The organism is Actinomyces dentalis DSM 19115 (genome assembly GCF_000429225.1).
Taxonomy (GTDB): domain Bacteria; phylum Actinomycetota; class Actinomycetes; order Actinomycetales; family Actinomycetaceae; genus Actinomyces; species Actinomyces dentalis.
This window is the reverse complement of record NZ_AUBL01000060.1, coordinates 1-20,335: the sequence shown is the minus strand read 5'-3', so window position 1 is coordinate 20,335 and position 20,335 is coordinate 1. Positions and strand designations below refer to the sequence as shown.

The 20,335-nt window shown below is 74.9% G+C and carries 14 protein-coding genes and 1 tRNA gene; 11 read left to right on the top strand and 4 right to left on the bottom strand.

Translation table 11 applies throughout. The annotated features are described in order from the left end of the window. The first annotated feature begins 617 nt into the window (after window positions 1–617). The 5 genes from G446_RS0112055 (at window position 618) to G446_RS17735 (ending at window position 6,852) form a co-directional block, all read left to right on the top strand. Window positions 618–2,351, top strand: coding sequence for an ATP-binding protein (locus G446_RS0112055; RefSeq protein WP_026410330.1), 1,734 nt, complete (start codon window positions 618–620; stop codon window positions 2,349–2,351). 34 nt (window positions 2,352–2,385) lie between these two features. Continuing rightward, window positions 2,386–3,111: a sugar O-acetyltransferase gene (locus G446_RS17745; protein ID WP_084779221.1), complete on the top strand. Its 726-nt coding sequence runs from the start codon at window positions 2,386–2,388 to the stop codon at window positions 3,109–3,111. A gap of 508 nt (window positions 3,112–3,619) precedes the next feature. Next, window positions 3,620–4,450: a glycosyltransferase gene (locus G446_RS0112045; RefSeq protein ID WP_026410329.1), complete on the top strand. Its 831-nt coding sequence runs from the start codon at window positions 3,620–3,622 to the stop codon at window positions 4,448–4,450. Window positions 4,451–4,618: 168 nt separating this feature from the next. Further along, entirely contained in the window at window positions 4,619–5,452 is an 834-nt protein-coding gene (locus G446_RS17740; protein ID WP_034470397.1) for a helix-turn-helix domain-containing protein, read from the top strand. Between the two features lie 44 nt (window positions 5,453–5,496). Beyond that, window positions 5,497–6,852, top strand: a complete 1,356-nt coding sequence (locus G446_RS17735; protein ID WP_156916663.1) for an MFS transporter — start codon at window positions 5,497–5,499, stop codon at window positions 6,850–6,852. Between the two features lie 438 nt (window positions 6,853–7,290). Here the strand turns inward: G446_RS17735 and G446_RS21360 are convergent, their stop codons facing one another. After that, window positions 7,291–9,957 (bottom strand): hypothetical protein, encoded by a 2,667-nt coding sequence (locus G446_RS21360; protein ID WP_026410328.1) that lies wholly within the window; start codon window positions 9,955–9,957, stop codon window positions 7,291–7,293. A 76-nt stretch (window positions 9,958–10,033) separates the two neighbouring features. Beyond that, on the bottom strand, window positions 10,034–11,083 hold the full coding sequence (locus G446_RS0112025) for a fructosamine kinase family protein (protein ID WP_026410327.1): 1,050 nt from the start codon (window positions 11,081–11,083) through the stop codon (window positions 10,034–10,036). A 44-nt stretch (window positions 11,084–11,127) separates the two neighbouring features. Between G446_RS0112025 and pheA the strand changes: the two genes are divergently transcribed. Continuing rightward, a complete protein-coding gene (gene pheA / locus G446_RS0112020) occupies window positions 11,128–12,105 on the top strand; it encodes a prephenate dehydratase (RefSeq protein ID WP_026410326.1) in 978 nt (325 codons plus the stop codon). A 62-nt stretch (window positions 12,106–12,167) separates the two neighbouring features. Here pheA and G446_RS17730 read toward each other — a convergent pair whose 3' ends face one another. Further along, window positions 12,168–13,361, bottom strand: a complete 1,194-nt coding sequence (locus tag G446_RS17730; protein WP_084779220.1) for a diacylglycerol/lipid kinase family protein — start codon at window positions 13,359–13,361, stop codon at window positions 12,168–12,170. A gap of 53 nt (window positions 13,362–13,414) precedes the next feature. Next, entirely contained in the window at window positions 13,415–14,398 is a 984-nt protein-coding gene (locus G446_RS17725) for a LysR substrate-binding domain-containing protein (RefSeq protein WP_051285976.1), read from the bottom strand. Window positions 14,399–14,590: 192 nt separating this feature from the next. Here G446_RS17725 and serS point away from each other — a divergent pair, with 192 nt between their 5' ends. From serS to G446_RS0111985, 5 genes are all read left to right on the top strand, one after another. Beyond that, on the top strand, window positions 14,591–15,862 hold the full coding sequence (gene serS / locus G446_RS0112005) for a serine--tRNA ligase (protein ID WP_026410325.1): 1,272 nt from the start codon (window positions 14,591–14,593) through the stop codon (window positions 15,860–15,862). Between the two features lie 13 nt (window positions 15,863–15,875). Then, entirely contained in the window at window positions 15,876–16,979 is a 1,104-nt protein-coding gene (locus G446_RS17720; protein ID WP_034470394.1) for an HAD family hydrolase, read from the top strand. Further along, complete coding sequence (locus tag G446_RS18885; protein WP_051285975.1) at window positions 16,976–18,589, top strand: extracellular solute-binding protein; 1,614 nt, start codon at window positions 16,976–16,978, stop codon at window positions 18,587–18,589. Before G446_RS17720 ends, G446_RS18885 begins: the two co-directional genes overlap by 4 nt. A 124-nt stretch (window positions 18,590–18,713) precedes the next feature. Next, window positions 18,714–20,063 (top strand): AGE family epimerase/isomerase, encoded by a 1,350-nt coding sequence (locus G446_RS0111990; protein WP_026410323.1) that lies wholly within the window; start codon window positions 18,714–18,716, stop codon window positions 20,061–20,063. Window positions 20,064–20,168: 105 nt separating this feature from the next. Further along, window positions 20,169–20,254 (top strand) — tRNA-Ser (locus tag G446_RS0111985). The last annotated feature ends 81 nt before the right edge of the window (window positions 20,255–20,335 follow it).

Below are 20,335 nucleotides of genomic sequence, written 5' to 3'. Positions count from 1 at the left end.
CGGGCCTTCGTCGTCGAGGGGCTCCGCACCCGGGTTCCCATTCCGGGGGAACTCCCTCCTTCGCCAGAGCGACCAGCCTCGGGCTCCCTAAGACCCTCGGCCGTCTCGGAAAGGGCTCGGTCATCGGGTTCCCCAACCCTCGCGAGTCCTCCCGTCCGGCGGTAACAACTATGTAACACCCCGACCCTGAATACTCACCCCCGAACAACCTGTGAATCTCCTGCGAACGGTCCCCGCCGAGGCTCCTCCGCTCCGACCGGGCCTTCTCGACTCCGGCAGGAAGGGCGTGATTCCGCCGATATCTCCCTGCACGGCCTCGGCGCCGTTCGACGACGTCCGCTTCGTCGTCGTCATCGTCACATCGATACCTCCGCGGCCTCGGAGCCGCCGCGGACCGGCGGTTGCGACCGTCTCGGGCGGGCGCCGTCGTCCTGCGCGGCCTCGGAGCCGCCTTCGCGGCGGCTCGTCCGCGGAACCCGCCGACGGCACCCCACGACGGCTCGCCGTCGTCCTCACTGAAGATCGGAGAGTGATCACTGTAGACAGTGAGGCCGTCAGTGAACTTCAGTGACGCATCACTATATATAGTGAAGTCGTCACTGAAGTACAGTGACGTCGTGACTGAAGAGGAACTCGAGACGCACGTCGAACGGATCCGCCGTCAAGGACGCGACGACGCACTCGTCGAGGCCAAGGCGGCGGAGAAGGGCCTGCCGAAGAGCATGTGGGACACGGTCTCGGCCTTCGCCAACACCGAGGGCGGCCTCATCATCCTCGGGCTCGACGAGCGCAGGGGCTTCGCCCCCACCGAGGGCTTCGACCCGAACCGGGTCGTCGAGCAGGTCATCGCGGGCCTCGACCAGGCACCCCGCGCGCAGCCGAAGGTGCAGCCCGTGCCGGCCCATCGGGTGGACCGGTTCCGGGTCAACGACGCCGAGGTGCTCGGCATCGAGATCGACCCCCTGCGCGACGACCCGAGCCGGCCGGGGCCCTGCTACGTCGAGGCGAAAGGCATCCGCAACGGCAGCTTCAAGCGGGTCGACGACCACGACAAGCGCCTGACCGCCTACGAGATCTACCTCCTTCAGATGCGCAACGCCGAAGACGGTCTCGACCGCGCCCCCGTCGCCGGGACCGGTCTGTCCGACCTGTCCGAGGACCTCGTCTCCCGCACCATCGGCGGTATCCGCAGGAGCCGCTCCAGGGCGCTCCACGGCATCGGGGCCGAGGACCGGTCGGGCGCTCTCAGAAGGATCAACGCGCTGACGCCCGACGGCGAGACCACTCTCGCCGGCTACCTGGCCATGGGCGTCTACCCCCAGCAGGAGTTCCCCCAACTGACGATCGACGTCGCCGTGCACCCCAGCACCGCGAAGTCGCAGGATCCCGCCACCCGGTTCCTCGACCGCCAGAATTGCGACGGCCCCGCGCCCGAGGCCATCGAGGACGCGGTGATCGCCGTCCTGCGCAACCTGTCCACCCGCCGCGTCGTGGACGGAGTCGGCGGCCGGGACGTTCCGGAGATCCCGGAGGAGGTCCTGCGGGAGGCGATCGCGAACGCCGTCATGCACCGCGACTACAGCGCCCAGGTACGGGGGCAGCAGATCGCCGTCGACGTCTACGACGACCGGGTGGAGGTCACCAGTCCGGGAGGATTCTGGGGAGGGCGCACGAAGGACAACCTCGGCGAGGGCCATTCCGAGTCCCGCAACCCCAGTCTCGTCCGTCTCCTCACTCATGTTCCGATGCCGGACGACAAGACGACCGTCTGCGAGAACCAGGGCTCAGGAGTTCCGCTCATGATCGACGAGATGCGCAGGCATGGCCTCCCGGCGCCCGACTACAGCGCCTCCACCCTCGATCACGTCATCGTCAGGCTCGCGCGCCCCGACTCCATGAATCTTCAGGTCGATACCTGGTTGGCGGGGCTCCCCGGGGCCGAGGCTCGCGATCACAAACAGCACGACGTTCTGGCTCTGGTCAAGCAAAGGGGCGCCGTGAGTGTGAGCGATCTGCGGGCCAACTTCGGCCTGGACTCTGACGACTGCCGGGAGGTGCTGGCAGCCCTTGTGGCTGATGGTCTGCTCATCGGTCTTAATGACGGACCGTACGTCCTGGCCGACCTCGACCGTACGATGCGGAGCACGGGGGCGCAGTGGGAGCTGCTCGCTGCGCTCGACGAGGAGCACCCCCGCTCCATCCACGAGATCGCCGAGGCCACCGGCAAGAGCCCGGGTGCGCTGCGACCCGTGCTGCGCGAGCTCGTCGGACGCGGGCTCGTCAAGGCCACCGCCCCGCCCCAGAGCCGCAACCGCCGCTACCTGCTCGCCCCGCGCGTCGCCCGTTCCTGACGCGCCGCCGCCCGTTCCTGACACAATCGCCCCCATGAGCAACGACGCCGCCCCCGCCGGCAGGTCCGTGCCCGCCGGTTCCGCCACCGCCGGTTCCGCTCCCGCCGACTCCGCGCCGGCCCCGCCCGCCCCCACCGGCCCCCACGTCTTCGACGAGGCCGAGACCCGCCGCCGGCTCAACACCGGCGAGCTCTACACCGACTTCGGCCCCGGCCTGGAGGCGCTCGAGGCCGAGCGCGTGCGCGGCAAGGAGCTGACCGAGCGCTTCAACGCCACCACCATCGCCGACCCCGCGGCCCGCACCGCCCTCGCCCGCGAGCTCTTCGCCTCCTTCGGCGAGGGCGCCTGGCTGGAGACCCCCATCTACTGCGCCTACGGCTCGCACACCGCCATCGGTGCCGGCTGCTGGTTCAACACCGGCACCACCCTCATCGACGACGCCGAGATCCGCATCGGCGAGCGCGTCCTGTTCGGCCCGCACGTCACGGTCGTCACCGCCGGCCATCCGCTCGACCCGGCCCTGCGCTGCACCGCCGCCCAGTTCTCCGCCGTCGTCACCATCGAGGACGAGGTCTGGGTGGGGGCGAACGCCACCATCCTGCCGGGCGTGACGGTCGGCCGCGGCGCGGTCGTCGCGGCGGGCGCCGTCGTGACCGCGCACGTGCCGCCGATGACCGTGGTGGCCGGGGTCCCGGCCCGCATCATCCGCCAGATCACTCCCGGCGAGACGACGGCGTACAGGCCCCCGCGTAGTCTGTGAGGCGCGCCGCCGTAAGTGGCGGGGCGCCGCGCCCCGGACCCGCCGCGACGGCCGGACCGACGGAAACGGCCGGTACGGCCGGGCGGCCGAGGCCAAGAGGAACCCGGCGCCGTTGACGGGTCCCTGCGCACAGAGTGTCACGAAAAGCGCGGCCGAAGCGAGACCCCCGGATCCTGCTCCTCTGGGAAAACCGCAGTAACTCGTTGCAGAAATTCTTGCCTGCACACGAGATGAGGACTCAGGTCCCGACGGCGCCCGACGACGTCGGCCCCCGACGGCATCGGCCCGATCGCGCCCGCCGCCCCGTCGACGCCCCGCGGGGCGCGTGCCCAGGCGCCCCCGCCCGCCGGCACCCGGCCGCGGGCCGTCGCCATGGGGCCCACTCCCCTGCGCGCCACGCCCGCGACGGCGCGCCAGGGCCATTTTTCCGCGCGTCGGGACGGGAGCGTGTCCGCTGAGCGCTGGACCACACCCGAGCCGGGCGGGCGGAGTGGATACGCTGGGTCCTGTGAGCCCGTCCGAGTGCCCAGACCAGCGCGTCGCCGTCGTCATTCCAGCCAAGGACGAGGCGGCCCGCATCGCTGCCACCGTTCGCGCCTGCCGCGCCATTCCGCGCGTCGACCTCGTCGTCGTCGTCGACGACGGCTCCGTCGACTCCACTCAGGACCACGCCCGCGCCGCCGGGGCCGTCACCGTGCGCCACTCGGTGACCCGCGGCAAGGCCTCCGCCCTGGAGACCGGCGCCGGCGTCGTCGCCATGCGCGACTACAAGGACGGGCCCACACGCCTGCTGCTCTTCATCGACGCCGACCTGGGCGACTCGGCCGCGTCCTGCGCCGACCTCGTCCCCCCGGTGGTCGACGGCGTCGCGGACATGTCGATCGCCGCGCCGCCCAAGCAGGCGGGGGCCGGCGGGCGGGGCCGGGTCGTGCGCGCCGCGCGCGCCGCCATCGCCGCGGCCACCGGCTGGGCCCCCGTCGCCCCCCTGTCCGGGCAGCGCTGCCTGACCCGCAGGGCCTACGAGGCCGCCGCGCCGCTCGCCGACGGCTGGGGCGTCGAGGTGGGCCTGAGCATCGACGTCCTCGTGGCGGGCATGACCGTCATAGAGGTCCCCTGCGACATCACCCACCGGGTCACCGGCAACGACCGCGCGGGCAAGTTCCACCGCGCCGCCCAGTACAGGGACGTCCTGTGGGCCGTGGCCGCCCGGCGCCTGCGCGGTCACCGCGTCCCGCGCAAGCAGCTCGACGAAACCCGGATCCGCGAGCAGTCGCCCTTTCACGCCTACCGCTCCTGGCAGCGCCCGACCGAGCCCGCCGAACCCGCCGAGGCCGGCTGACCACCCGCCGGGGCGCGGGTTTGCGGCGCGAGTCCGCCGGCGCCGCCCGCCGGGGCCTCCGCTGCGGGCGTATCGGTCTCCGAGGAGCCACCGCGGCCGCCACCGCCGCGGGCGGGCCGCCGGGCCGGGCGCCGGGCCCGGCGGGACCCGCGCGATTAGGCTCGGCCCATGGAAGTCGACCGGCACCACGAGCTCGCCTCCTTCCTGAGGGCCAAGCGCGCCCAGGTGAACGTGGAGCAGACGCCGCTGGCCCACGGCGGGTCGCGGCGACGCGTCCCCGGGCTGCGCCGCGAAGAGGTCGCCGAACTCGCCCACATCTCCCTGACCTACTACACCAGGCTCGAACGGGGGAAGGTCCCCTCGATCTCCGGCGCGGTGCTCGACGGCCTGGTCGGGGCCCTGCGGCTGAGCCCGGACGAGCGCGCCTACATCACCTCCCTCATCCCGATCTCCGAGGAGCTGACCCGGCGCAGCACGCGCGACGGGCTCGGCGCCCAGGAGGCGCTGATGCGCCGGTTCCTCAACGACCTGGGGACCTGCCCCGCCTACGTCCTGGACCTCGCCTGCACCATCGTCGTCGCCAATGACCTGGCGCGAGCCCTCTACCGGCTCCACTTCGACGGACCCGGCCGGGGCAACGCCGTGAGGTTCCTCTTCCTGGACCCCCGGGCGCGGGACTTCTTCGTGGACTGGCACCAGTGGGCGGACGAGGCCGTCCAGTACCTGCGGGCCTCGCGGGCCCGCTACCCGCAGGACGCCAGCGTCAACGAGCTCGTGTGCGAGCTCCACGCGGCCTGCGAGGAGTTCCGGACCGCGTGGGAGGCTCACGAGGTCACCTACCGGGCGACGGGCCGACGGCGGCTGCGCCACCCGGAGGTGGGCGAGCTCGAGCTGGAGTTCCTCAACCTCGACCTCGAGGAGCGGCAGGACGTGCGCCTGACCGTCTACTCGGCCCTCCCCGGGTCCCCCAGCGCGGAGCGGCTGGCGAAGCTGCGCCGGTGAGGGGCACTTGTTGTGTCTGGGTACCGCGGCGCGGGCGGGGCACAGTGGTCGCAGCCGACGCCGCCCGCCGCAGCGCTCCCGCACAGGAGGTCCCCACCATGCCGGTCACCGCCCACCGTCCGCCCCACGCCGCGTCCGCCGCGGTCTATACGGCTGCCGCGGCCCCCGGGCGCCGCGGCGGTCGCATCGCCCGCGCCGACGGCCCGGCCGCCGTCGGGCGCCTGCGCGCCCTCGCGGCCGCCACGGCCTCGCTCATCATGATCTTCGTGGCCTCCTCCTCGCCCGTGCCCATCTACAACATCTACCGGGCCGAGAACGGGATCACGAACGCGGACCTGTCCCTGAGCGTCGTCGCCTACTTCGCCGGCACGATCCTGGCGCTCGTGTGCCTGGGGCGCCTGGTCAACCACCTGGGCCGCAAGCCCGTGTCCCTGGCGACCCTCGCGATCATGGCGCTGGGCTGCCTGGTGCTCATCCACGTCACCGGGCTCGGCGCGCTGGCCCTGGGGCGCTTCATCATGGGCGTCGCCGCGGGCCTGGCCTCCTCCAGCCTGACCACCTACATCGTCGACGCCGCCCCGCCGCGCCCGTCCTGGCTCGCCTCCGTCGCATCCTCCCAGTCCTCCCAGGTGGGCCTGACCCTCGGCTCCCTCGTCTCCGGCGCGATCGTCCAGACGGTCGCGGGGGCGCGCACGGTGTCCTACGTCGTCATGATCTTGCTCCTGGCCCTGTGCGCCCTCGCGCTCCTGACCGCCCCCGAGACCGGGCGGCGCGCTCCCGGTGGGCTCGCCTCCCTGCGCCCGCGGGTCGGGGCGCCCGTCCACGTGCGGCCCAGGCTGCTGGCCGCGGGGACCGCCTTCGTGGTCACCTGGGCCGTGGGGGGCTTCTACCAGTCCTTCATCCCCTCGATCACCGCGGAGCAGCTCGGTTCCACCAGCGCCGTCGTCATCGCCCTCGTCTTCAGCGCCTACATGCTGCCCGGCGCCTTCGGGGCGCCGCTGGCCGGGCTCCTCCCCGCCGAGCGGGCCCAGAGGATCGGCATCGCGGTCTGGCTGGTCGGCCTGTGGGCGGTACTGGCGAGCCTGGTGGCCGGGAGCGTCGTCGCCTTCATCGGATTCACGGTGCTCGCGGGCGCGGGTCAGGGCGTCGCCGTGGCCGCCTCGATGCGCTCGCTCCTGCACGGGGTGACCCTTATGGACAGGGCGCCGGTGATGAGCACGACCTATCTCATCAGCTACGGGGGCGCGATGACGGCGAGCCTGGTGGCCGGTCAGCTGAGCAAGGTCCTCGACATCGTGCCGATCGCCATGGGCTACGGCGTCCTCGGCGCTCTCGGCGCGGCGATCGTGTGGGCCCGCGCCGCCGCGCCCGTCTCCCCGCGCCCTGCGCGTCGGTCGTAGCCGCCGGGCGGACCGGTCAACGCCTCTGCAACGGCACCCGCTGCGCGCCTCCGCCCCTACTGCGCCCCTTTCGGCTGTACGGTAGAGGCGGAAGTGCATAGTGATGAAGAAGAGGCGCAGGAGACTCCCCGGCGCCGCGCCACCGACCGCACCCGGGCGGGGCCGTTGTCCAAATCTGTTGCAAAGGCCCGGATCGGGCTGGAGCGCCGAAAGAGAATCGTTGATATTCCGCGCTTCTCCTTACCGCCGATTCCACCGCGGAGCGCCTTTGCAACAGATTTGGACATGTTCCCGCCCGAGTCCGTCCCAGGAGCCCCACCCGTCCCACCGCACCCCCGCCGCGGACCACCGAACCCCGCCGAACCCGGACAATAGGCAACGACACGTCGCTGAGCGAGTATGACGACGATCTGCCGGGCGCCCCGCGGCCGTCGCGACTCAGCGAACCGAGGCCTGCAGGCGGGCGGCGGCCAGGGCCAGCAGGAGCGGCGCGGCGCAGGCCGCCGAGAGCACCGCCATGGAGGCCCCCGAGTCGTTGACGAGCACCTCGACGACAATGAGCACCCCCAGCGCCTTGAGCGCCGGCACGAACCACTGCGGAACCAGGCTCCGCCCGCCGGGCACCGGCCCCACCCAGGGCTCGCCCGCCGCACCGGCCGAGGGCGCGTCGACCGGACCCTCCGCCGGGCGGGGGCGGGTCTCGTAGCCACTGGGGATCGCATCGTCCCCCGCCGGGCGGGGGCGGGCCGCGGCTCCCCCGGGCTCCTGCACCTCGGGCTGCGTGAGCGTCGCATAGCCGGACAGGCCCGCCCGCCACGCCCGCGCCTCCCGGCGCCACCACCACGCGCCGGCGCCGATGACCGCCAGCCCCACGAAGAGCGCCGCGGCGGCCAGTGGGCTGGAGAAGAAGGGATTCACCAGCGCCAGGAGCTTGCGCCGGATCGTCGTCGCCGCCGTCCCGTCCTGCAGCTGCCCGATGAACCGCCCCATGTGCGTGCGCGAGCCCAGCGCATAGTCGACGAGTCCGAAGACCCCCGCCGTCGCCGTCGCCACCACCGCCACGCCCAGCCACTGCTTCCAGCCGATCCTCCCGCCGGCGAGCGCCGTGCCCAGCGCGACCAGCGCCGCCACGAGCGTGAGCGCCCCGCCGACGTCGGCCCCCAGCTGGGGCAGGCCGTCCACCACCAGCGCAGGCACCCCGACGACCGCCACTCCGACGATCGCCGCCGTGCGCCGCTCGCGCCGCGTCGCCTGCGCCTCGACCACCGGCCCCGTCCACGCGGCCGCCGCCACGACCAGCGCCGCCGCCGCGAGCGCGAAGGCCGTATTCGACATGCCGTAGAAGCGCCCCGCGACGACGGCGTCCATGCCGAGGGTCCCGTTGAAGGCCATGGCGGCGCCGTCTGCGGCGTCGGTCAGGATGAGGATCGCGATGCACAGGGACAGCAGGAGGGCGGTCAGCGACAGGGCCGTCGGCATCTGGCTGGAGCTCGGCAGCCTCAGGCCGCGGAGGTTGAGGACCCGCACCGCCGCCGGTCGTTTGCCGTGCCCAGTGCTCTCATCCCGCCCGCCGCGTCCGCCGCCGTGCCCGTCGTGTCCGGCGCTCTCGCCGTATTCGCCGCCGTGCCCGGCATGCCCGGCGTGCCCGGCGTGCCCGCCGCGGTTGCGGGCGGCCACCAGCAGCCGGTCGCGCAGGTGGATGACAATGCGGTTGAGGCCGTGGAGCGCGCCGACGAGGACGACGGCGAAGAGGACGGTCGCCCCCATGGCCGCCGGCACGCAGGCCCGGGACGGCGCGTCGCCGTCGGCCCCGAGCCGCCACCACGGGATGGCCACGGCCACCCACGCGCCCAGCGGCAGCGCCCCGACGGCGGTGGCCGCGACCCCCACCCCGTGCAGGCGGCGCCGGCCGGCCGGGCCGCGCAGCGACACCGACGCGGTCACGAGCAGCACCAGGGCCGCTCCGGCGATGAGGAGGCTGACGGGCAGCGTGGTCATCCGGGAGGCCCTGGCGCGCAGGGACGAGTCGATGAGGGCGCCGACCCGGGGGTTCTGCCCGGAGGCGGAGGCCGCCGGGGCGGGCCCGCCGGTCGCCGGCAGGACGAGCGCCCGGCCCGTCATGGCCGACGGCGCGTCCGCGCCCAGCGCGCGCAGGATCGTCGGGGCCAGGTCGGTGAGCTGGACGTAACCGGCCTGGTGCGTCGAGGGGCTGGCGATGAGGTCGCCGTCGTCGCCCCAGCCGGTCGTCCCGGCGGGCAGGAGCAGCATCTGCGGGCCCGGGTCGGCGGGGTCGGCCAGGGAGGCGACGATGACGCGGACTCCCCCCGGGGCGTCGGTCAGGGCCTTCAGGTCCTCCAGGAGGCCGCCCGCCGGGTCCGCGCCCGACCGGGTGCCATCGACGACGGTGAGCGCCGGCAGGCCCTCGGGCACCAGGTCGGCCAGGGAGTCGGCGGTGGCCGGGGCCCCGCCGTCCGGGCGGGTCAGGGCCAGCTCGGCGCCCGGCCCGATGGCCGTCGCCTCCAGCCCCGCCCGCGACAGGGCGTCGGCCAGCGCCCCGGGGCTGGCGGCGTAACCCGCCTCGTGGGAGGCGTCCAGGGCCTGCTGCCAGCTCGGCGGCCAGGCGCATTGGCCGCCCTCGGGCGGCCCGACGGCGCTGGTGCGGGCCCCGGCCCCGAGCGCCAGCCAGGCGTCGGCGGGGCAGGTGACGTCCCCGACGGTGCGCTGGACGAGGTTCGCCGGTTCCGCCCGCGCGGCCAGGGACAGCAGGATCCGCGCGGTCGCCTGGTCCGCGGGGACGGCGCCCGCGGTCTCCTGCGCGTCGGCGATCTCGGCGATGTCCGCCCATGACAGGCCGGTGGTGGCCAGGACGACGACGGGGGCCGGGGAGCGGATCGGGCCGGCGGACTGGGCCGGAGCCCCGGGAGTCCCGGGGGCCGCCGTGGCCGCGGGGGCCGCCGGGGCCGCGGAGAGAGCCGGATCCGCTGCGGCCCGCCCCCCGCCCGCCGGTGCGGCGGCGCCGACCTGCGCGGCCAGGGCCGACCCGACCATGGCGACGATCATCCCCACGACGATCAGCGTCACAATGACATAGACGACGACACGCACGAAACGGTCCTGGCGACTGCGTCGAATCCGGTGGCTCACGCCGCCAGCCTACGTGCGCCCCGCCCCGCGCCCGCCCTCAGGCGTAGCGCCGCGCCGTCGCCACCGTCCGCGCCCCATAGCCTCCGCCGAAGAGCGCCGCGTGAATGATCAGCATGTGCAACTGGTGCGCCCCCACCCTCTCGCGCCAGCCCGCCGCCAGCGCCGAGACCTCCTCGTAGCCGGCGTACACCTGGTCGAGGTGCGGCTGGGAGAAGACCCCGAGCTCGGCCAGGTCCGTCTCGGCGTGACCGCCCTGCGCGGCCGGGTCGATGAGGACGCCGACGACGTCGGGCGCCCGGCGCTCCCCGCCCGCCGGGGCGCCCGGCGCCGGGGCCCCTTCCAGCGGGCCGTCCTCCGGACCGGTCCCCGGGCCGCCCATCGGGCCGCCCACCGCCGGGGCGGGCGCCCACGACGCCGTCTCGCTGCGCGCCACCCACAGGACGTTGCCCGACCACAGGTCCCCGTGGGTGCGGGCCGCCAGCCGCGCCGCGTCCGGCGCGCCGCCGCGCTCGCGGGCGAGGGCGGTCACGAGCGCGGGCTGGTCGGCGTCGAGGAGCCCGGAGGCGAGGCGCCCGGCCACCCGCTCGATGAGCCGGGCGCCGGAGGCGTCCAGCGAGCCGTTGGCCCGCGCCGCGCCCAGATAGGGAAGGAGCCGGTCCTCGGCGTAGAACTCGCCCCAGCGGCGCGGCGCCGGCCCGGGGGCGGAGGGGATGCCGGGGGCGGCGGGAGCGCCGCCGCTCTCCGTCGTCCCGGGGGACGGCGCCGGCCCGGGCCGCAGCGGCAGCCTCGCCGCACCCATCCAGCCCGAGTCCTCCTCCCAGCCCGGCGGCGCCGCGCCGTGCTCCCCCGCCCCGGCGGCGTGCGTGCGCGCCAGCGCCCGGCCGAAGGCCCGCGCGGCGGCCAGCGTCGGGCGCGACTGGCGCAGGCGCGGCTCCTCCAGCCAGCCCTCGCCGCACCGCACCGGCACCACCGGGGCCCCGCCGTCGGGCATCGCCTCGGCCAGCCAGACCAGGCCCAGGGCCTCCAGGCGCGTGGAGCCGGGGGCGGCGTCGTGCTTGCGGATCACGGGGGGCGCGGGCGTGCTCACGGCGCAAGCCTCCCACGACCCGGCCCGACCGATACCCTGCGTGCATGACGAGCCCCGCCTCCCCCTCCCGCCCCCGCTGGTCCTTCCTCGGCCCGGTCGGCACCTTCACCGAGATGGCCCTGCGGCAGGTCGCGCCCGCCGACGTCGAGCTCGACCCCTGCCAGGACGTGCCCACCGCGCTGGACCGGGTGCGCGAGCGCGAGGCGGACGCCGCCGTCGTCCCCATTGAGAACTCCATCGAGGGCGGGGTCAACGCCACCCTCGACAACCTCGTCTCCAGCACGCCGCTGACCATCGCCGCCGAGATGGCGGTGCCCATCACCTTCGTCCTGGCGGGGCGCGCCGGCACGCGCCTGGACGACGTGCGCGCCATCTCCACCCACCCCCACGCCTGGGCGCAGTGCCGCGGCTGGGTCCACCGCCAGCTGCCCGAGGCCGTCTACGTCGCCGGGACCTCCACCTCCGCGCCGGCCGCGGCGCTCGCCGCCGAGGGATCGGCCGACGGCGCCGGCGGCGCGGGGGTGGGGTTCCAGGCGGTCCTGTGCAACCCGCTCGCCGCCGAGCACTACGGCCTGGAGGTCATCGCCGGCGGGGTGGCGGACAACCCCGACGCCATCACCCGCTTCGTCAAGGTCACCCGGCCCGGCCGCGTGGGCGAGCCGACCGGCGCCGACAAGACCACCCTCATGGTCCAGCTCCCGCACGACCGCGCCGGCGCCCTGCTGGGCATGCTCGAGCAGTTCAGCGCCCGCGGGGTCAACCTCTCGCGCATCGAGTCCCGGCCGGTGGGCGACTCGCTGGGCCGCTACCGCTTCTCCATCGACGTCGAGGGGCACATCCGGGAGGAGCGGGTGCAGGCGGCCTTCATCGGACTGCACCGCACCTGCCCGCAGGTGCGCTTCCTGGGCTCCTACCCGCGCCTGGACGCCCGCCCGACGACGGTCCTGGCCGGCACCGGCGACAAGGACTTCGTCGTGGCCCGCGCCTGGGTCGCCGACGTCCTGGAGGGCCGGACGCTCTGAGCGGCCCGGGCGGGCGGACCGCCCGGCGGTGCCCCGCGCCCCCGGCCCCCGCGCGGGCGGCGTCACTCGGGGCACCGCACGAGGAGCGCGCCCGCATCCATGCGCGCCCGCAGGGCGCGCGTGGGCGCGAGCAGCTCGCCGTCGACCTGGACCAGTGCCGGCTCGGCGAGGTGGACGCTCACCGCGGTGCCCCGGCGCAGCCTCACCCGCCCCAGCGCGCGGGAGGGGTTGGAGTAGGTGGCCGCGAACGGGGGCAGGACCTGGCGGGCGAGGGAGGTCCAGCCAGCCAGTCCCGCCACCGTGTCGATCGCGGCGACGTCCAGGAGGCCGTCGTCCATCCGGGCCCCGGGTATGAGGACGATGCCGGCGGGCAGCCGGCCGCCGTTGGCGATGAGCAGGCAGCGCGCCACCAGGCGCTCCTGGCTGGGCGGGAGCCCCGGGTGCGGCGGCCCCGGCGGAAGATCCGGCTGCGGGGATCCCGACGAGGGGACCGGGCGCGGGGATCCCGGCTGCGGCGGCCCCGAGGGGGACCCCGGGCGCGGCGGCCCCGGCGGGCCGTCGTCGTCGGGCGCCCCGACCAGCCCCAGGCTCAGCTCCATGCGCGGGGTCCGCAGGTTCTCCAGGGCGGCCAGCGCGTAGGCGCCCCACTTGATGCGGGCCTTGAGCGCGGGGCTGGTGACGGCGACGAGCGCGGCGTCGAAGCCGATGCCCGCCACCACGAGGCAGGCGTGCTCCGAGCCCAGGGTGGGGCGGGCCCAGCCGCCGGGCGGGGCGGGCGGACCGGTCTCCGGGGGGCTGGGGCAGGGGGTCGTGCGCACCCAGGCGAGGTCGGTGGGACGGGCGGAGAAGAAGACGGCGATGTCGATGAGGGCGTCGAGGTCGCCGACGGGCAGTCCGAGGTTGCGGGCGGCGAGGTTGGCGGTGCCCAGGGGGACGACGCCCAGCTCGACGTCGGTGCCGGCCAGGCCCGCGGCGACCGCGCGGACGGTGCCGTCGCCGCCGACGGCGATGACCAGGCGCGCGCCGCTGGCCACCGCCAGCCGGGCCTGGGTGGCGCCGGGCTCGGCGACGGTGGTGTCGAGCCAGACGGGGCCGCGGTATCCGGCCGAGCGGAGGGCGCGGGCGAGGCGGCGGCGGAAGTCGGCGGTGACGGCCGGCTTGGAGGGGTTGACGATGACGCAGGCCAGGGCGTCGCCATCGGCGCCGGCGCCGGGCTGCGCCGTCGGCCCCGTCCATTCCGTCGCGGATCGCCCCATGCGCCGAGGCTACCGGCGCTCCCCCGCCGGGGCCGGTCGAGGCGGCCCGGCGGCTACGACCGGCCGCGCCTGGTCCTGCGGCCGACCCGGACGTCGGGGTCCGCGGACTCGGACAGCGGGCGCACGGGCAGGCCCGCGGCGCGGGCGAGATCGGTGACGACCTCGGCCAGGCGCGCGAAGTCCTCCCCGCGCGAGGAGGAGGTGCGGTGCACCAGGCCGATGCGCCGCACGGCGCCGGGCTCGGCGAAGCGGGCGACGGCGAAGGCGCCGTCGTGCCCCAGCAGGCGCAGCGCCCCCTCCGGGATGACCGTCGCCCCCACGCCGTGCGTCACCATCCCCACCACGGTCGCCAGCGTCGTGGCCACGGCGATCGGCGGGTTGACGCCGTAGCGCTGGCACAGGGCGAGGGTCTGGTCCCGCAGGCAGTTGCCCTCGTCGAGCATGAGCAGCTCCTGGTCGTCGAGCTCGGCGGGGCTGACGTCGTCCCGCCCGGCCCAGGGGTGGCCGGCGGGGACGAGGACGACGAGGGGCTCGTCGTACATGGGCACGACGGCGGTGCGGCGCAGGTTGACGTCTATGGCGATGACCGCGGCATCGAGCCGCCCCCGGTTGAGCGTGTCGAGGATGTCGTCGGTCATCATCTCGCGCAGCTCGGGCTGGAGCCGGGGCAGCTCGCGCCCCAGGCCGTCGAGGATGACCGGGGCGAGGTAGGGGGCGAGGGTCGGGATGAGCCCCAGCCGGAGCATCCCGCTCAGGGCGGCCCCCTGGCTGGCGACGGCCTCGGTGAAGGCCTCGGCGGCGAGCACCGCCTCGCGGGCGTAGGGCAGGAGCGTCTCGCCCAGCGAGGTGATCAGGACCCGGCGGGTGGTGCGCTCCACCAGTTCGCCGCCCACGCGCTTCTCCAGGGCCGTGATCGCCTGGGACAGGCTCGGCTGGCTCACCCCGAGCGCGCCGGCCGCCTCGCCGAAGTGCTGGTGGTCGCACAGCGCGACGAAGGCGCGCAGCTGTGAGAAGGAGGGCAGGGAAGACACTGGCATGACGAATCCTGGGGTGCTGTGGGATGAGGCTCGCAGGTGCGTCGGAGCAATTATCAGGGCGGCGTATCTCGAGCGCCATCATAGAGACGATAAGAACTATAGGTGGATCGTCGGCCCGAGCCAACGGCGCCGAACCGGAGATCTGTCACGCCCGCCCGCCCCGCCGCGGCGCCCCCGACTAGACTCGGAACCATGATTGACCTGCGCGACCTCCGCGAGAACCCCGAGCGATACCGCGACAGCCAGCGGGCCCGCGGAGCCGACGTCGGCCTCGTCGACCGCATTATCGAGGCGGACGAGTCCCGCCGCAGCCGCCTTCAGGACTTCGAGTCCCTGCGCGCCGAGCAGAAGTCGGTCTCCGCGTCGGTCGGCAGGGCCTCGCAGCAGGATCGCCCGGCCGCCCTCGCCCGGGCCAGGGAGCTCGCCGTCCACGTCAAGGAGGCCGAGGCCGCCGCCTCCGCCGCCGCCTCCATCCTCGACGACCTCGCCCACCAGCTCGCCAACCTCATCGAGGGGGCGCCGGCAGGCGGGGAGGAGGACTACGTCGTCGTGCGCCACGAGGGCCCCGAGCCCCGCGACTTCGCCGCCGAGGGCTTCGAGCCGGCCGACCACCTGGCGCTGGGCGAGGCCCTGGACATCATCGACGCGCGCCGCGGCGCGAAGGTCTCGGGCTCGCGCTTCTACTTCCTCAAGGGCGCCGGCATGCGCCTGGAGCTCGCCCTCATGAGCGCGGCCCTCGACCTGGCCCTCGCCCGCGGCTTCACGCCCATGGTCACCCCCACCCTCGTGACCCCGCAGGTCATGGGCGGAACCGGCTTCCTGGGGGCGCACACCGACGAGATCTACTACCTGCCCGCCGACGACCTCTACCTCACCGGCACCTCCGAGGTGGCCCTGGCCGGCTACCACGCCGACGAGATCCTGGACCTGTCCGCCGGCCCGCGCCGCTACCTGGGCTGGTCCACCTGCTACCGCCGCGAGGCGGGCGCCGCCGGCCGGGACACCCGCGGCATCATCCGCGTCCACCAGTTCAACAAGGCGGAGATGTTCGCCTACGTCCGCCCCGAGGACGCCGTCGCCGAGCACTCCCGGCTCCTGGCCCTGGAGGAGGAGATGCTGGCCCTGGTCGAGCTGCCCTACCGGGTCATCGACACCGCCGCCGGGGACCTGGGCTCCTCGGCCGCCCGCAAGTTCGACTGCGAGGCCTGGCTGCCCACCCAGGGGCGCTGGATGGAGGTCACCTCCACCTCCAACTGCACCACCTACCAGGCCCGCCGCCTGGCCGTGCGCGAGCGCCGCGACGGGCGGACCTCGCCCGTGGCCACCCTCAACGGCACGCTCGCCACGACCCGCTGGATCGTGGCCATCCTGGAGAACCATCAGCGGTCCGACGGCGCCGTCGTCGTCCCCGCGGGCCTGCGCCCCTACCTGGGCGGCCTCGAAGTCATCGAGCCCGCCGCCTGAAGCCGGCCCGATCGTGAACGAGCCCGACGCCGCGCCCCCCGCCGCCCCGGCGGGCCGCCCGCCCGTGGCCACCAGCCCCGTCCTGAGCGGGGCGGCGCCCGGGGGTCCGGCCCCCGCGGAACCCTCCGACGGCGCGGCGCGCCCGGCGCGAGACGACGGCGCGGCGCAGCGCCTGGGCGGCTCCGTCGACTACGTCCGCCCCCCGGGGAGCTCCGTCCCGCTCGGCCACGACGAGTACCACGCCGTCGTGCGCGCGCGCGTGGCCGACCTCGACCGCCTCGACCCGGGCCGCGAGCGCCTCGTGCCCGGACCGGACCTGATCGTCGCCCTCGACGTGGACGGCACCATCCTGGACATGGACGGGTGCGTCTCGGAGCGGGTCATGGCCTCGATCGCCCGGATGCGGGCCTGGGGGGCGCAGATCGTCATCTCCACGGGGCGCGGCATCCAGGCGGCCCTGCCGGTGGCCCGCTGCATCGGATTGATCGACGGGTGGATGGTCTGCGCCAACGGCGCCCTGACCGTGCGCATGGATCCGGACGCGCCCGACGGCTACGAGATCGTCGACCACGCCGTCTTCGACCCGGCGCCCGCCATCGACGCCCTCCTGGCGGCGGTGCCCGACGGCATCGTCGCCGTGGAGGGCCCGGGGTCCGGCTTCAGGGCGACGCGCCCCTTCCCCGACGGGGAGCTTATCGAGGACCTGACCGTCGTGGGTCTGGACGAGCTGCGCGCCCACCCGGTCAGCCGGGTCATTCTGCGCGCCCCGGGCATGGACGTGGACGAGTTCAGGGCGCTCGTGGTCGGCAGCGGCCTGCACTCGGTGGAGTACGCGATCGGGTGGACCGCCTGGCTCGACGTGGCCCCGCAGGGCGTGACGAAGGCCTCCGCCCTGGCGCGCCTGGCCGCCCGCCTGGGCACCGACGCCGCGCACGCCGTCGCGGTGGGGGACGGCGGCAACGACATTGAAATGATCTCCTGGGCCGGGGCGGGCGTCGTCATGGGGTCGGCGCCGCGCCCGGTCGTGGAGGCCGGGGACCTCGTCACCGAGTCCGTGTGGCGCGACGGGGCCGCCGCCGTCATGGACGCCGTCATCGAGAGGGTGCGATTCGCATGAGTGTCCGACGTCGATTCCGTCTCCTGGCGCTGGTGACGGCCCTGTGCACGGGGGTGGCGGGTCTGCCCGCCTGCGCCCCCGACGGCGGCGGGGGCCGGGCGGGGCCGACCGCGACCTGCGCCGAGCTGGCCGAGCAGTACGGCTCCTTCCCGGCCGGGACGACCGTCACGGTGGCCACGTCCTTCACCGGCGTGGAGGCGGAGCGCTTCAACGCCTCGGTGGCCGACTTCTCCCGGTGCACGGGGGTGACGATCGTCCAGAACGGCTCCGACGAGCTGGAGAACCAGCTGCGCGCCGAGCTCGGCGGCAGCGCCACGGACCTGGCCGATATCGCCGTCGTGCCCCAGCCGGGCCTGGTGACCGACCTGGCCCGCCACGGGCGGATCGTGCCGCTGCCCGAGGCGGTGGGGGCCAATACCGAGCTGGGCTGGGACCGGATCTGGTCGGACGCCGGGCGGGTCGACGGCGAGCTCTACGGGGCGCCGCTCATGGCCAGCCTCAAGTCCTTCATCTGGTACTCGCCGGTCGCCTTCGAGCGGGCCGGGTACGAGGTCCCCACCACCTGGGACGAGCTGGTCGAGCTGACCGACAGGGTCGCGGCCGACCACCCGGACGGCTCCGTGGCGCCCTGGTGCCTGGGGGCGGCCGACGGCGCCACGACCGGCTGGCCCGTGTCCGACTGGCTGGAGGACGGGCTCCTGGCCATCCACGGCACGGGCGCCTACGACCAGTGGGCCAGTCACGACGTCCCGGTCGACGCCCCGGTGGCCGTGTCCACCCTCGACAGCCTCGACTCGCTGCTCCTGGCCAAGGGGCACGTGGCGGGCGGGCGCGCGGGGGCGGTGTCCATGACCATGGAGGAGGCCGGCGCCGAGCTCGTCTCCGGCGCCTGCCTCATGCTGCACGCCTCCAGCTCCTTCGAGACGGTGCTGCCGCCGGGCACCACCGTCACCGACGCCGACGGCGCGCACGGGGTGACCGTGTCGGCCTCCCCGACCGAGGCCGCGTCGGCGCCCGGCGGTCAGCCGACGTCCGACGGGCAGCCGACGTCCGGCAGTCAGCCGGGGGACGGCAGTCAGCCGGGGGACGGCAGTCAGCCGGGGGACGGCGGGCGGACCCCGTCCGAGGGGGCCGCGGACGAGGCGCGCACGGCCGCGCCCGCGAGCCCCGCCACGGCCACGGCCACCCCGGTGCGCACCGGCGGCGTCGTGTCCGCCTTCCTCCTGCCGGCGGTCGAGACCGACAGCACCTCCAACCCGGTGCTGGTGGGCGGCGACTACCTCGTGGCCCTCAAGGCCTCCGACGCCGCGACGGCCGTCATGTCCTACCTCACCAGCCCCGTGTGGGCGCAGACGCGGCTGTCCCTGGGCGGGGTGGCGAGCGCCAACCACGGCGTGGACGCGGCGGGGGCGAGCTCGCCGGTCGCGCAGGAGGCCTCACGGATCCTGCAGTCGCGCCAGTCGGTCGTGCGGATCGACGCCTCGGACATGATGCCCTCCGCCGTCGGCACGCAGGTCATGTGGGGGGCGCTGACGAAGTGGGCCCGGGGCGAGGCCAGCTCGGTCGCGGCCCTGGCCGCCGCCGAGGCGGCCTGGCCCAAGAACGGGTGAGCCCGCGCCCAAGAACGGGTGAGCCCGCCCTGGTCCCGGCCGCGCCCCTGCGATAGCGTTCGTCCCGGCGGGACGGGGCGCACGACGTCGTCCCCGACCCCTCGACGCGGGTCAAGGAGGATTCATGGGACTGGGATGGTTCGGGGCTCCCGAGCACAATCGCTGGCTGGCGGCCGAGACGCACGCGCTGCTGCACTACGCGCGCGCCGCGAGGGTGCCCGCCGGCTTCGGGTGGATCGGCGAGGACGGCGCGGTGGACGCCTCCCACCCCGTCGAGCTGTGGATCACCGGGCGGATGACCTTCGCCTTCTCACTGGGCACCCTCATGGGCATTCCCGGCTGCCGCCGCTTCGCCGACCACGGCGTGCGGGCCCTGAGCCGGGCGATGCGGGACCACGAGCACGGCGGCTGGTACTCGGCGGTGGGCCACGAGCTGGACGCCGAGGGCCGCGGCGCGCCCGTCGACTCGCAGGCCCGCAAGGAGTGCTACCAGCACGCCTTCGTCCTGCTGGCCGCGGCCACGGCGACGGCCGCCAACCGCCCCGGCGCCCACGAGCTCCTGCGCGACGCCATGGCGGCGCAGGAGCGCTGGTGGTGGGACAAGACCTTCAACATGCCCGTCGAGTCCTACGCGGCGGACTTCACCGACCCGGAGGACTACCGCGGCATCAACGCCGCCATGCACACCGTCGAGGCCTACCTGGCCGTGGCGGACGTCACCGGCGACGTGACCTGGCTCAACCGCGCGATCCAGATCATCGACTTCGCCGTCAACGTCCAGGCCCGCGCCAACGACTGGCGCCTGCCCGAGCACTACGACACCTCCTGGAAGCCGCTGCTCGACTACAACCGCGACCAGCCCGCCCACCCCTTCCGGCCCTACGGGGTCACGCCGGGGCACGGACTGGAGTGGTCGCGCCTGACGGTGCAGGCGCGCGCCGGGCTCGTCGCCCGCTCCCTGCCGGCGCCGGAGTGGATGCTCGACGCCGCCGAGGAGCTCTTCGACCGCGCCCGCTTGGACGGCTGGAGGGTCGACGGCGGGCCCGGCTTCGTCTACACCACGGACTTCTCCGGCAAGCCGATCGTCCACGAGCGCATGCACTGGGTCGCCTGCGAGGGGATCAGCGCCGCCGCCGCCATCCGCCGGGCCCTGCTCGACGACGGCCGCGGCGAGATCGAGGTCGAGCACTACGAGCACCACTACCGCTCCTGGATCGACTACGCCGAGGAGTTCCTCATCAGTTCCCCCGGGGTGTGGACCCACGAGCTCGACCAGTCCAATGAGCCCTCGACCCGCACCTGGAAGGGGCACCCGGACATCTACCACGCCCTGCAGGCCACCCTCGCCTCGCGCCTGCCCGTCTGGCCCGCCATGGGTCCGGCGCTGGCGGAGGGGCGCCTGGACCAGCCCGCCTCCCTCATCCCGGTCACCGCCCAGCCGACGCGCCGGCGCGGCTTCTTCTCCCGGGGCTGAAGTCCTCTCCGGAACCGGAGCGGAGCCTTCTCCCGGGGCCGGGGCCGCGACCGGGCGCCGCGGCGCGCCGGCGGTGGTAGGGTCGGGTCCGCCCCTCGGGGCACTGGAGAGGTGACAGAGCGGCCGAATGTGGCGGTCTTGAAAACCGCTGTGCGCCTGGCGCACCGGGGGTTCGAATCCCTCCCTCTCCGCGGTCCGCGCGGGGTGCGTCTCTTAGTGTGGTGGCAATTCCCGCGGGGCTTCCGCCCGGGGTCGTCGGCACGGGCGGCGGG

Excerpts from the sequence above, each read along its gene's own strand:
- G446_RS17745 (WP_084779221.1), top strand. The coding sequence starts at position 2,386 with ATGAGCAACGACGCCGCCCCCGCCGGCAGGTCCGTGCCCGCCGGTTCC.
- G446_RS17740 (WP_034470397.1), top strand. The coding sequence starts at position 4,619 with ATGGAAGTCGACCGGCACCACGAGCTCGCCTCCTTCCTGAGGGCCAAG.
- pheA (WP_026410326.1), top strand. The coding sequence starts at position 11,128 with ATGACGAGCCCCGCCTCCCCCTCCCGCCCCCGCTGGTCCTTCCTCGGC.
- G446_RS17730 (WP_084779220.1), bottom strand. The coding sequence starts at position 13,361 with ATGGGGCGATCCGCGACGGAATGGACGGGGCCGACGGCGCAGCCCGGC.
- G446_RS17725 (WP_051285976.1), bottom strand. The coding sequence starts at position 14,398 with ATGCCAGTGTCTTCCCTGCCCTCCTTCTCACAGCTGCGCGCCTTCGTC.
- serS (WP_026410325.1), top strand. The coding sequence starts at position 14,591 with ATGATTGACCTGCGCGACCTCCGCGAGAACCCCGAGCGATACCGCGAC.
- G446_RS18885 (WP_051285975.1), top strand. The coding sequence starts at position 16,976 with ATGAGTGTCCGACGTCGATTCCGTCTCCTGGCGCTGGTGACGGCCCTG.
- G446_RS0111990 (WP_026410323.1), top strand. The coding sequence starts at position 18,714 with ATGGGACTGGGATGGTTCGGGGCTCCCGAGCACAATCGCTGGCTGGCG.